At 62.2% G+C, this 12,597-nt stretch carries 8 protein-coding genes and 1 pseudogene; 4 read left to right on the forward strand and 5 right to left on the reverse strand.

The window, feature by feature from the left end; all coding sequences use genetic code 11:
- Window positions 1-178 precede the first annotated feature (178 nt).
- Window positions 179-2,107 (forward strand): transglycosylase SLT domain-containing protein, encoded by a 1,929-nt coding sequence (locus TU82_RS09705; RefSeq protein ID WP_057722989.1) that lies wholly within the window; start codon window positions 179-181, stop codon window positions 2,105-2,107.
- Between the two features lie 87 nt (window positions 2,108-2,194).
- Here the strand turns inward: TU82_RS09705 and TU82_RS09710 are convergent.
- Together TU82_RS09710 and TU82_RS09715 are read right to left on the reverse strand one after the other, a co-directional pair.
- Window positions 2,195-2,950: pseudogene (locus tag TU82_RS09710) on the reverse strand (Fic family protein); the annotation flags it as partial.
- 64 nt (window positions 2,951-3,014) lie between these two features.
- Window positions 3,015-4,781, reverse strand: coding sequence for an ABC transporter transmembrane domain-containing protein (locus TU82_RS09715; RefSeq protein ID WP_057722991.1), 1,767 nt, complete (start codon window positions 4,779-4,781; stop codon window positions 3,015-3,017).
- Window positions 4,782-5,026: 245 nt separating this feature from the next.
- Between TU82_RS09715 and TU82_RS28890 the strand changes: the two genes are divergently transcribed.
- On the forward strand, window positions 5,027-5,200 hold the full coding sequence (locus tag TU82_RS28890; RefSeq protein ID WP_057722992.1) for a PA1571 family protein: 174 nt from the start codon (window positions 5,027-5,029) through the stop codon (window positions 5,198-5,200).
- Between the two features lie 54 nt (window positions 5,201-5,254).
- Here TU82_RS28890 and pdxB read toward each other — a convergent pair whose 3' ends face one another.
- Window positions 5,255-6,397, reverse strand: a complete 1,143-nt coding sequence (gene pdxB / locus TU82_RS09725; protein WP_057722993.1) for a 4-phosphoerythronate dehydrogenase PdxB — start codon at window positions 6,395-6,397, stop codon at window positions 5,255-5,257.
- Window positions 6,398-6,671: 274 nt separating this feature from the next.
- Between pdxB and TU82_RS09730 the strand changes: the two genes are divergently transcribed.
- Window positions 6,672-8,075 carry an MATE family efflux transporter gene (locus TU82_RS09730; protein WP_057722994.1) on the forward strand — a complete coding sequence of 468 codons (1,404 nt, stop codon included), beginning with the start codon at window positions 6,672-6,674 and terminating at the stop codon, window positions 8,073-8,075.
- Between the two features lie 90 nt (window positions 8,076-8,165).
- Here the strand turns inward: TU82_RS09730 and tusA are convergent, their stop codons facing one another.
- The gene (gene tusA, locus TU82_RS09735; protein WP_057722995.1) at window positions 8,166-8,420 is read right to left on the reverse strand and encodes a sulfurtransferase TusA; all 255 of its coding nucleotides are present in this window, start codon (window positions 8,418-8,420) and stop codon (window positions 8,166-8,168) included.
- Window positions 8,421-8,546: 126 nt separating this feature from the next.
- A complete protein-coding gene (gene rlmM / locus TU82_RS09740) occupies window positions 8,547-9,623 on the reverse strand; it encodes a 23S rRNA (cytidine(2498)-2'-O)-methyltransferase RlmM (protein WP_057722996.1) in 1,077 nt (358 codons plus the stop codon).
- A gap of 191 nt (window positions 9,624-9,814) precedes the next feature.
- On the opposite strand from rlmM, the gene acnA reads away from it, so the two are divergent.
- Complete coding sequence (gene acnA, locus TU82_RS09745) at window positions 9,815-12,556, forward strand: aconitate hydratase AcnA (protein WP_057722997.1); 2,742 nt, start codon at window positions 9,815-9,817, stop codon at window positions 12,554-12,556.
- Window positions 12,557-12,597 lie beyond the last annotated feature (41 nt).

Consider the following 12,597-nt stretch of genomic DNA (forward strand, 5'->3'; position numbering starts at 1 on the left):
AGTTGAGGGTGGGATGCGGCCTGCATTTTCGCTGGCGACACGTTCTGCCAGACATTTGCCGCGAACTTGAACCAACCGGCCGGCAAAGCTTTCGCCGGCCGCTGGCAAAAGGCTAAGCTAGGGGCAATCAGTGTCGGCGATGCCGGTGCTAGTCGTGATTTCTCTGCACGGACGTCTCATGCGCAGTCGCCTTTTCAACTTTTTATCCTGCCTGCTTCTTTCCGCCACCGCCGTTCAATCCGCCCAGGCCGTGGACCTCGCCACCCAACGTCAATATTACGATGAAGCCAAGCGCGCCCTGGCCAAGGGTGACAGTGGCCCGTACATGCAATACAGCCAGGCCCTGGCCGACTACCCGCTGACGCCGTACCTGGCGTATGACGAACTGACCGCGCGCCTTAAAAGCGCGAGCAACCAGGAAATCGAACAGTTCCTCGCCAAAAACGGCGACCTGCCCCAGGCCAACTGGATGAAGCTGCGCTGGTTGCGCTGGCTGGCCGAGCGGGGTGACTGGCAGACCTTTGAAAAGTACTACGACACCAAGCTCAATTTCGTCGAACTGGACTGCCTGCACGGCCAGTACCAACTGACCCACAACCTCAAGGCCGAAGGCTACAAGACCGCCGAAAAACTGTGGATGACCGGCAAATCCCAACCGGCCGCCTGTGATGTGACCTTTGGCCAGTGGGCATCTGACGGTCAGTTGACCGAACAGAAAATCTGGGACCGCACCAAGCTTGCCGCCGAAGCGCGCAACTACGCACTGGCCAACAGCCTGGTGAAAACCCTGCCGACGCTCGGCGCCCAGGGCCGCCTGATGATCGACGTGGCGCAAAAGCCCGACATGCTGGGCGACCCGTCGCGCTTCCTGCCGGCCACCGAGGCCATGTCCGACGCCGTAGGCCTGGGCCTGCGCCGACTGGCTCGCCAGGATCCGGACAAGGCCATGGCCCTGCTCGACGGCTACGCCAGCAGCATGCACTTCTCCCGCGACGAAAAAGTCTCGATCGCCCGGGAAATCGGCCTGACGCTCGCCCGTCGCTACGACCCTCGTGCTTTGGACGTCATGACCCAATACGACCCGGAGTTGCGTGACAACACCGTGTCCGAATGGCGCCTGCGCCTGCTGTTGCGCCTGGCGCGCTGGGAAGATGCCTACCAGTTGACCCGCAAGCTGCCGCAGGACCTGGCCACCACCAACCGCTGGCGCTACTGGCAGGCGCGCAGCCTGGAGCTGGCCGAGCCGAAAAACCCGCAGGCGCTGGTGCTGTATAAAAACGTGGCCAAGGAACGCGACTTCTACGGCTTCCTCGCCGCCGACCGCTCCAAGACTCCTTACCAGTTGAACAACAAGCCGCTGGTGATGAGCCAGGCGCTGGTCAATAAAGTGCGCAATACCCCAGGCGTGCGCCGTGCCCTGGAGTTCTATGCCCGTGGCCAGATCGTCGATGGCCGCCGCGAGTGGTACCACGTCAGCCGTCACTTCAACCGTGATGAAATGGTCGCACAGGCGAAGCTGGCCTACGACATGAAGTGGTACTTCCCGGCGATCCGCACGATCAGCCAGGCGCAATATTGGGACGACCTGGACATCCGCTTCCCGATGGCCCACCGCGACACCCTGGTACGCGAAGCCAAGGTGCGCGGCCTGCACTCGAGCTGGGTGTTCGCGATTACCCGTCAGGAAAGCGCCTTCATGGACGATGCCCGCTCCGGCGTCGGCGCCAGCGGCCTGATGCAACTGATGCCCGGTACTGCCAAGGAAACCGCGCGCAAGTTCAGCATTCCCCTGGCCTCCCCGGCCCAGGTACTGGACCCGGACAAAAACATCCAGCTCGGCGCCGCCTACCTGAGCCAGGTGCACAGCCAGTTCAACGGCAACCGTGTGCTCGCCTCCGCCGCCTACAACGCCGGCCCCGGCCGCGTGCGTCAATGGCTGCGCGGTGCCGATCACCTGAGTTTCGACGTGTGGGTGGAAAGCATCCCGTTCGACGAAACCCGCCAGTATGTGCAGAACGTGCTGTCTTATTCGGTGATCTACGGGCAGAAGCTCAATTCGCCGCAGCCGTTGGTGGATTGGCATGAGCGGTATTTTGATGATCAGTAAGAGGGGCAGCTTCAAGCGGCAAGTTTGAAGCTTCAAGAGGAATGCCCGCATTGTGAGATGCGGGCATTTTTTATGAAGCCGGGTTTACACCGCCTCGGCCAACGCCAGGCTCAAGGCTTGCAACATGAACTCAACGAACGGCGTCGCTTCTGCCTGCTGATCCGACGCCGAAAGCGCGGCATAGTAGGCATCCTGCTGATCCCGAATGACCGCCTCCACTGGCAGATAAGCCAGCGCCGGGCGCCATTGGCTGAGTATCAACGTCTGCCAGAGCCGCCCCATTCGTCCGTTACCGTCTGCAAATGGATGGATGAATTCGAACTCGTAATGGAATACGCAACTGGCAATCAAGGGATGCCAATCTGAAGCTGACTGCCATTGCAGCAAATCATCGATCAGCTGCGCCACGCGGCTCGCAGGCGGCGCCATATGGACCAGTTGTTCGCCACGATAAATACCAACCCCCGACTGACGAAACCGTCCGGCATCGTCTATCAATCCGAACATCAGCAATTCGTGGGCCTTCAGCAGGTCGGCACGATCACCCGGCGTCCAGTGCGGCATCGCCTCATAGGCTGCAAACGCATTGCGCACTTCCTGGATTTCCCGTGGCAGGCCCAGGACTCGCTTACCCTCCAGCACAGCGGTGACTTGCTCGACACTGAGGGTATTGTTCTCGATCGCGAGCGAAGCCTGAATGGTGCGGATCCGATTACCGCGCCTTAGCTGAGGCGTCTGGCGGCTATCGTCGCCGGCCGAGAGCTGGCCGATCTGCTCACTGATGTCGGCTACCAGCGCCAACATCTTTGTCGTCAGCGTCAACGGAGGTTGATAACGGCTCATAGCCTCATCCAGATCATTTATAGAAAGGCCCTATGATGCCCTAAGGCGCAGGCACACCGCAGCTTCATTCCACCTGCTCGCCATCGCTGAACTGCAACGCCGCCAACCGCGCATACAACGGATTGCTCGCAATCAACTGTTGATGCGTGCCCACCGCCACCAGCTTGCCTTGGTCCATCACTGCTATCCGATCAGCGTTTTTCACCGTGGCCAGGCGATGGGCGATCACCAGGGTAGTACGGCCCTGCATCAATTGCGGCAGGGCTTGCTGGATCAGGTGTTCGCTCTGGGCATCGAGGGCGCTGGTGGCTTCGTCGAGCAGCAGGATCGGCGCATCCACCAGCAAGGCACGGGCGATGGCCAGGCGTTGGCGTTGGCCGCCGGAAAGGCCCAGGCCGCCGTCGCCGAGGTGGGTCTGGTAGCCGTCGGGCATTTGCAGGATGAAGTCATGGGCATGGGCGATGCGCGCAGCGGCTTCGACCTGCTCGCGGGTGGCCGTGGGGTTGCCGTAGCGGATGTTGTCTTCGACGCTGCCGAAAAACAGCGCCGGGCTCTGGGAGACCAGGGCGAAGTGGCGGCGCAGGTCCAGCGGGTCGAGTTCGGTCAGCGGCTGGCCCTCAAGCAGGATGCGGCCTTGCTGGGGGTCGTAGAAACGCAGCAACAGGTCGAAAATCGTTGATTTGCCCGCCCCGGAAGGCCCCACCAGCGCAAGGGTTTCGCCGGGGTTGATCGTCAGGTTCAGGCCATCGATGGCGTAGCTGTCTGGCCGCGACGGGTAGGAAAAGCGCAGGTCCTGCAGTTCCATGCGCCCGCTGACACGCGCCGGCAAGCGCATGCCGCCGCTGGCCGGCGCCTGGATGTCGTTGTTCGACTGCAACAGTTCGCCGATCCGCTCTGCCGCACCGGCGGCCCGCTGCAACTCGCCAAGCACTTCACTCAAAGTGCCGACGGCGCTGCCGACGATCAGGCTGTAGAACACGAACGCCGCCAGCTCACCGCCGGAGATGCGCCCGCTGATCACGTCCATGCCGCCGACCCACAACATCACGCCCACCGCACCGAGCACCAGCATGATCACCAGGGTAATCAGCCAGGACCGCTGCAGGATGCGTTTGCGCGCGGTGGCGAACGCCTCTTCCACGGTCAGGGCGAAACGCTGTTCGTCCTGCACCTGATGGTTATAGGCCTGCACGGTCTTGATCTGGCCCAGGGTCTCGGACACATAGCTGCCGACATCGGCGATGCGGTCCTGGCTCAGCCGCGACAGGCTGCGCACACGCCGGCCGAAGATGAGGATCGGCGCCAGCACCAGCGGCAACGCCACCACGACAATGCTGGTGAGCTTGGGGTTGGTGATGAACAGCAGCACGATACCGCCAATGACCATCAAGGCGTTGCGCAGGAACAGCGACAGCGATGAGCCGATCACCGATTGCAGCAAGGTGGTGTCGGTGGTCAGGCGCGACTGGATTTCCGAGCTGCGGTTGTTCTCGTAGAAACCGGGGTGCAGGTAGATCAGGTGGTTGAACACTTGCCGGCGAATGTCCGCTACCACGCGCTCACCGATCCACGACACCAGGTAAAAGCGCGTGAAGGTGCCCACCGCCAGGCCCAGTACCAAGACCATGAACAGACCGATGGACTGGTTGAGCAGGTGCGGTGACTGGGTCATGAAACCCTGGTCGACCAGCAGGCGTATGCCTTGCCCCATGGACAAGGTAATGCCGGCGGTGACGATCAGCGCCAACAGGGCGCCGAGCGCCTGCCAGCGATAGGGCGCGATAAAGCGGCTGGCCAAGCGGATTGCGCGGCGTTGACGGGTTGAGAACATAAGGGCTTCACCACTGACGGAGTCTATCCATCAACATTGGGGGAACTTGCGCAAATAACAATGAGTCAGGTTAATTATGCCCGCCGATAGGTGCCGCTAGAGGCTATCGGTCTAAGACTGATCTGGAAATATGTGCCGGTTTCTGGTGGACTGGGTGTCCGAACCGGTGAGCGTGTATGGAGTTGTAACAGCGCGGTCACGCGGGGGAATTAAAGTAGGTACACAACCTGATGAGGAGACAGGCCATGACCTTGCAGAACAGCAGCAATGCCAAGATTGAAGTGATCCGCCAACCGCAGGAGCTGCCTTGCTCGTACATCGATGCCAAGGGCCGCGAAGTGCAGATTACCGAAGAGATGATCCAGCAAGCGTGCAGCGAACTGGAACAGCGCCTGGTCAAGCCTGCACAGCAAGGCTGAACCGCCGACGCTCTTTCAAACCCGGCCCAGATGGCCGGGTTTTTTATCGGCTGTCTAAACGCAGACCGCGCCCAGTGCGGTCACGATGTTCGACAACACGGCCGACTCACCGTTAATGCGCACTTTCAGGCCATCGATCTCGCGGCGCTCGGGGTAGTGCTTGCGCAGTAAATCAAAGGCCTTGCGCTGTTCGTCCAGCGTTCCCACCAGGCTGCGACGCAAATCCGCATCATCGCGGCGCGGGTCGTACACGCTGCGGCACAAGGTTGCCAGCGCCCAGGCCGGGTCGGTTGACGCGTTCAGATGCACCTCTGCCAGCCACGGTTGCGGCAGCAGGTCGCTCAAGTGGATGCTCGGCGCCTGCCCCAGGTGCGCACAGAACGCCTGATAGATCTGCGCAGTGCCGCGCTGCTTGCCGTCCAGGCTGTAGCCAGCGATATGCGGGGTGGCCAGTACGCACAGGTCAGCCAGGTCGGCGTCCACCTGCGGCTCGCCTTCCCACACATCCAGCACCGCTTGCAGGTCTTCGCGCTCAAGCAACACTTGGCGCAGCGCGGCGTTGTCCACCACCGCGCCGCGACTGGCGTTGATCAGCCAGGTGCCGGGCTTGAGGTGTTCCAGGCGCTGGCGATCAAACAGATGCCAGGTGGCGCCATTGCCGGACTTGATCAGCGGCGTGTGCAGGCTGATCACGTCGCACTGCTCGATGATCTGTTGCAGGCTGACGTAATCGCCGTCTTCGGCGATCTGCCGTGGCGGGTCACAGACCAGCACGTTCCAACCCAGGCCCTTGAGCACCTTGACCAGCCGCCCGCCGACCTCACCGGCGCCCACGATGCCATAGGTGCGCCGGGTGAGGTCGGCCCCTTCGATTTCGGCCAGGGTCTGCAAGCTGCCCAGCACATAATCCACCACGCCCCGTGCATTGCAGCCGGGTGCGCTGGACCACTGGATACCGGCCTGCCGGAAATAATCGAGGTCCAGATGATCGGTGCCGATGGTACAGGTGCCGACAAAACCCACCTTCGTGCCCTCGATCAACGCCCGGTTGACGTTGGTCACCGAGCGCACCAGCAGCACATCGGCCTGCTCGACCGTGGCGCGATCAATCGAACGGCCGGGCACGCGGCGTATCTCGCCAAATCCCTGGAAGAATGCATCGAGCAGCGGAATATTTTCGTCGGCGACAATCAGCATGGCAGGCTCCTTTGGCGGATCAGCAGTGTACAGGCATGGGATTCAAGTAACACCCGGGATGCCTGTGGGAGGGGGCTTGCTCCCGGTGGTGTTGTGTGAGTCGATGCATCTATGGCTGATGCACCGCTATCGGGGGCAAGCCCCCTCCCACATGGGTTCTGGGGTGCCTGCGTAGTCGCATTACAAATCAGCAACACAGGTTTTTTCCTGACCGTTGCGTCAACGCGTAGAATCCGCCGTCCTTGCGACTGCCTTTTTTATTGGACACCTGTACGTGAACACTGCCACCGCTCCCCTCACCCGCCCCGCCCGCATCCGCCGGGAAGTACGCGGCCTGCTGACGCTGGCCGTGCCGATCATCATCGGACAACTGGCAACCACCGCGATGAGTTTTGTCGATGCGGTGATGGCCGGGCGGGTCAGTCCAAAGGATCTGGCGGCGGTTGGCCTGGGTAACTCGATCTGGATCCCGGTGTACCTGCTGATGACCGGCACCCTGCTGGCTACCACGCCGAAAGTCGCGCAGCGCTACGGTGCCGGCAAGTTCAACGAAATCGGGCCTTTGGTGCGTCAGTCATTGTGGCTGGCGGTGGTGGTCGGCCTCTGCGGCGCGCTGTTGCTGCTGTGCGCCGAGCCGATACTGCACGCAATGAAGGTCGAGCCCGACCTGATCGAGCCGTCCATGGGCTATCTGCATGGCATCGCGGCCGGGATGCCGGCCATTGCGCTGTATTACGTGTTCCGCTGCTTCAGTGACGGACTGGGCCGTACGCGGCCGAGCATGGTCACGGGCCTGGCTGGCCTGGCGCTGAATATTCCGCTGAACTACATCTTCATCTACGGCCATCTCGGCCTGCCGGCCATGGGCGGCGTGGGGTGCGGCTGGGCCACGGCGATTGCGATGTGGGTGATGATGCTCGGCCTGGCCGGGTGGACGCGCTGGGGCCCGGCGTATCAGAGCAGCGAATTGTTCAAGCGCTTCGACTGGCCGCAATGGACGATGATCAAACGCGTACTGGGGATCGGCCTGCCGATCGGCGTGGCGATCTTTGCCGAATCGAGCATCTTCGCGGTCATTGCCCTGCTGCTGGGCAGCCTGGGGGCCACGGTGGTATCCGGCCATCAGATCGCGCTGAACGTCAGCTCGCTGGTGTTCATGATCCCTTACTCCCTGAGCATGGCCGTCACCGTGCGCGTCGGCCAGGCCCTGGGCCGTGGCGAACCGCGTGAAGCACGCTTTGCCGCAGGCGTCGGCATGGGCACCGCGCTGGCCTATGCCTGCCTGTCCTGCAGCCTGATGCTGGTGTTTCGCGAGCAGATCGCGGCGATCTACACCCCCGACCCGGTGGTGATCCACCTGGCGTCGATGCTGATCGTGTTCTCGGCGCTGTTCCAGTTCTCCGACTCGATCCAGGTCACCGCCGCCGGCGCGCTGCGCGGCTACCAGGACACCCGGGTGACCATGCTGCTGACCTTGCTCGCCTACTGGGGCGTGGGGTTGCCGGTGGGCTACGCCCTGGGGCTGACCGACTGGCTGGGCGAACCCAGCGGCCCAAGCGGCTTGTGGCAGGGCCTGATCGTAGGCCTGAGCTGCGCGGCCGGCATGCTGCTGGTACGCCTGGCGCGCAGTGCGCGCCGGCGTATCCATGCCGACAAGGCGCTTACGCGCGTCGTGTAGGAGCGAGCTTGCTCGCGAAAAGCCTGAGAGCACCGGGTTAAACCAGAAGCGCTGCGTGATCGTTGGCGTTTTTCGCGAGCAAGCTCGCTCCTACAAGGGTTCGGCGGCTTTCTTGCGGATCCAGTACAGGTATGTGCCGGCCTGCTCCTGCTGATCCACCAGTTCATGGTCGAGGAACACACAGAACTTGGGAATATCGCGGCGGGTCGACGGGTCGGTCGCGATCACCTTGAGCAGACCGCCCGGCGGCAGGTCACGGATGTGCTGGTGCAGCATCATTACCGGCTCCGGGCAGTTGAGGCCGGTGGCGTCGAGGGTGCCGTCGACGGGCAATTCAAGACTCATACTTCACTCCTAAAACCAACCCGATCTCCTGTGGGAGGGGGCTTGCCCCCGATGAAGGGGGCACATTCAACATAAATTTCGACAGTTATACCGCTATCGCAGGCAAGCCAGCGCCCACATTGGGTATCAGTGTCTCTTGGGTTTCTTAACGTCCACCAGACGGCGCAGGTGGCACGTCACTTCCTCGCGATCGTGGTACAGCTGCTTGCAACCGATCTCCACCCGAATACCGCGTGCCTTGAAGCCTTCTTCGATCCGCTCGAGCAAACGCTTCACTTCGGCATAACGCTGCTTCATCGGCAACTTCAAGTTGACCACCGCCTCGCGGCAATACCCCTCGCCGATCCAGGTTTCCAGCAACGCCGCGTTGCGCGCGGGCTTCTCGACGATGTCGCAGACCATCCAGTCCACCGGCTGCTTGGGCACGAAGGTGAAGCCGTCGGCCATCAAGTGCTGCACCAGGCCGGTGTCCATCAGGCTTTCGGCCATGGGGCCGTTGTCGATGGCGGTCACCAGCATGCCGCGGTTGACCAGTTGCCAGGTCCAGCCGCCGGGGGCTGCGCCGAGGTCGACACCGGTCATGTCGCCGTGCAGGCGTTCGTCCCACTGTTCGCGGGGAATGAAGTGGTGCCAGGCCTCTTCCAGCTTCAAGGTCGAGCGGCTGGGCGCGTCACGCGGGAACTTCAAACGCGGGATACCCATGGGCCACATTGCCGAGTTGTTCGACTCGGCCAGGCCCATGAACACTTCGCGGCCGCTTTTGAACGTCAGCAGCAGGCGCGGCTTGCTCGGGTCGTCCACCAGCTTGCCGGCGTTAAGCAAGGCTTTGCGCAGGTGCACTTCGAATTTCTTGCAGAAGTTCGACAGTTCCTTGCCATCGTTGGTATCGACCATCTCCAGCCACAGGCTGCCGCACACCGGGAATTGGCGCAGGTGGGCGAGGATCACGCTGATGCGGTCGGTTTCCGGCAGGTCGATAAACACCCCGCGCGCCCATTGCCTCGGGAAGATCAGCTCGGCGAAGCGCTGGCCGTGCATCAGGCGCTGCGCGCCGTCTTCTTCAGTGCAGACAAATTCGGCGCAAGCGCTGCCGGTCTTGGCCTTGGCGTAGCCGGACACGTTCAGGCGCGCGGCGTGTTCCGCGATCTCGGAACAGACTTCGCCTTCAAAACCCGGGCGGCAGTGCATAAAAAGGGTGTTCAATTGAATCTCCTGGCAACTGGATTGCTCTATCGCAATACCTGTCATGAAAACGCGCGCATGATAGCCGAGATCGGAACCTTGGACTCAGCCATAGAGTCCAGTTATTAGCCTGCTAATGAAAACAGCGCTACCTTGATAGTTCTGTTCGTCCCGTCAGGTCCGTAGCCGTGCGGACCATAAGGAGCCATGTCATGTCATCGCTTGATAGCCTGAGAACCCTTAAGACACTGCAAATAGATAGCAAGACCTACCACTACTTCAGCCTGCCCGAAGCCGCCAAGAGCCTGGGTGACCTGGACAAGCTGCCGATGTCGCTCAAAGTGCTGCTGGAAAACCTGCTGCGCTGGGAGGACAACAAAACCGTCACCGGCACCGATCTGAAGGCCATCGCCGCCTGGCTCAAAGAACGCCAGTCCGACCGCGAGATCCAATACCGCCCCGCCCGCGTGCTGATGCAGGACTTCACCGGCGTGCCCGCCGTGGTCGACCTGGCCGCCATGCGCGCCGCCGTGGCCAAGGCCGGCGGCGATCCGCAGCGCATCAACCCGCTGTCGCCGGTGGACCTGGTGATCGACCACTCGGTGATGGTCGACAAATTCGGCAACGCCGATGCCTTCGAGCAGAACGTCGACATCGAAATGCAGCGCAACGGCGAACGCTACGCCTTCCTGCGCTGGGGCCAGAGCGCCTTTGACAACTTCAGCGTGGTGCCACCGGGCACCGGCATCTGCCATCAGGTCAACCTTGAGTACCTGGGCCGCACCGTGTGGACCAAGGAGGAAGACGGCCGTACCTACGCCTTCCCCGACACCCTGGTCGGCACCGATTCCCACACCACCATGATCAACGGTCTCGGCGTGCTCGGCTGGGGAGTGGGCGGGATCGAAGCGGAAGCGGCGATGCTCGGTCAGCCGGTGTCGATGCTGATTCCGGAAGTGATCGGCTTCAAGCTCACCGGCAAATTGAAAGAAGGCATTACCGCCACCGACCTGGTGCTGACCGTGACCCAGATGCTGCGCAAAAAAGGCGTGGTGGGTAAGTTCGTCGAGTTCTACGGCGACGGCCTGGCCGACCTGCCCCTGGCCGACCGCGCCACGATCGCCAACATGGCACCGGAATACGGCGCCACCTGCGGCTTTTTCCCGGTCGACGAGGTGACGCTGGACTACCTGCGCCTGTCCGGTCGCCCGGTTGAAACCGTCAAGCTGGTCGAGGCCTACACCAAGGCCCAGGGCCTGTGGCGCAACGCCGGCCAGGAGCCGATCTTCACCGACACCCTGGCCCTGGACATGGGCAGCGTCGAAGCCAGCCTCGCCGGGCCGAAACGCCCACAGGACCGCGTCGCCCTGCCCAATGTGGGCCAGGCGTTCAGTGATTTCCTCGACCTGCAATTCAAACCCACCAGCAAGGAAGAAGGCCGCCTGGAAAGCGAAGGCGGTGGTGGCGTCGCCGTAGGCAATGCCGACCTGGTGGGCGAAGCCGATTACGAATATGAAGGCAACACCTATCGCCTGAAAAACGGTGCGGTGGTGATCGCCGCCATTACCTCCTGCACCAATACCTCCAACCCCAGCGTGATGATGGCGGCCGGGCTGTTGGCGAAGAAGGCAGTGGAAAAAGGCCTGACGCGCAAACCATGGGTCAAGAGCTCCCTGGCGCCAGGCTCGAAAGTGGTCACCGACTACTACAACGCGGCCGGCCTCACTCAGTATCTGGACGCACTCGGCTTCGATCTGGTGGGCTACGGCTGCACCACCTGCATCGGCAACTCCGGGCCGCTGCCCGAGCCGATTGAGAAAGCCATCCAGAAAGCCGACCTCACCGTCGCCTCGGTGCTGTCCGGCAACCGCAACTTCGAAGGCCGTGTGCACCCGCTGGTGAAAACCAACTGGCTGGCCTCGCCGCCCCTGGTGGTGGCCTACGCGCTGGCCGGTACGGTGCGTATCGATATCAGCAGCGAACCGCTGGGTAACGACCAGCACGGCAACCCGGTGTACCTCAGGGACATCTGGCCCAGCAGCCAGGAAATCGCCGACGCGGTGGCCCAGGTCACCACGGGCATGTTCCACAAGGAATACGCCGAAGTGTTTGCCGGCGACGAACAGTGGCAAGCGATCGAAGTGCCCCAGGCGGCGACCTACGTGTGGCAGCAGGATTCCACGTATATCCAGCACCCACCGTTCTTCGACGATATTGCCGGCCCGCTGCCGGTGATCAAGGACGTCAAGGGCGCCAAGGTGCTGGCCCTGCTCGGCGACTCGGTGACCACCGACCACATCTCCCCCGCCGGCAACATCAAGACCGACAGCCCCGCCGGCCGTTACCTGCGCGAACAAGGCGTGGAACCACGGGACTTCAACTCCTACGGCTCACGCCGGGGCAACCATGAAGTGATGATGCGCGGCACCTTTGCCAATATCCGTATCCGCAATGAAATGCTCGGCGGCGAAGAAGGCGGCAACACGTTGTATATCCCCACCGGCGAGAAAATGGCGATCTACGATGCCGCCATGAAGTACCAGGCATCGGGCACGCCGCTGGTGGTGATCGCCGGCCAGGAGTACGGCACCGGTTCGAGCCGCGACTGGGCGGCCAAGGGCACTAACCTGCTGGGGGTCAAGGCGGTGATCGCCGAGAGCTTCGAACGTATCCACCGCTCCAACCTGGTGGGCATGGGCGTGCTGCCGCTGCAGTTCAAACTGGACCAGAACCGCAAGGCGCTCAAGCTTACCGGCAAGGAAAAGATCGATATTCTCGGGCTGACGGATGCCGAGATCGAGCCGCGGATGAACCTGACGTTGGTGATTACTCGGGAGGATGGCAGCAGCGAGAAGGTTGAGGTGCTGTGCCGGATTGATACGCTTAATGAAGTGGAATACTTCAAGGCGGGGGGGATTCTGCACTATGTATTGCGCCAACTGATCGCCAGCTAAAGATCGCTGGAGATCAAATGTGGAGGGGGCTTGCCCCCGAT

This window comes from Pseudomonas orientalis, from assembly GCF_001439815.1.
In the GTDB taxonomy this organism is placed as follows: Bacteria; Pseudomonadota; Gammaproteobacteria; order Pseudomonadales; family Pseudomonadaceae; genus Aquipseudomonas; species Aquipseudomonas orientalis.

What these genes read in the sequence shown, in the direction of transcription:
- pdxB (WP_057722993.1), bottom strand. Translation starts at nt 6,397, where the DNA reads ATGCTGATTGTCGCCGACGAAAATATTCCGCTGCTCGATGCATTCTTC.
- tusA (WP_057722995.1), bottom strand. Translation starts at nt 8,420, where the DNA reads ATGAGTCTTGAATTGCCCGTCGACGGCACCCTCGACGCCACCGGCCTC.
- TU82_RS09705 (WP_057722989.1), top strand. Translation starts at nt 179, where the DNA reads ATGCGCAGTCGCCTTTTCAACTTTTTATCCTGCCTGCTTCTTTCCGCC.
- TU82_RS28890 (WP_057722992.1), top strand. Translation starts at nt 5,027, where the DNA reads ATGACCTTGCAGAACAGCAGCAATGCCAAGATTGAAGTGATCCGCCAA.
- acnA (WP_057722997.1), top strand. Translation starts at nt 9,815, where the DNA reads ATGTCATCGCTTGATAGCCTGAGAACCCTTAAGACACTGCAAATAGAT.
- TU82_RS09715 (WP_057722991.1), bottom strand. Translation starts at nt 4,781, where the DNA reads ATGTTCTCAACCCGTCAACGCCGCGCAATCCGCTTGGCCAGCCGCTTT.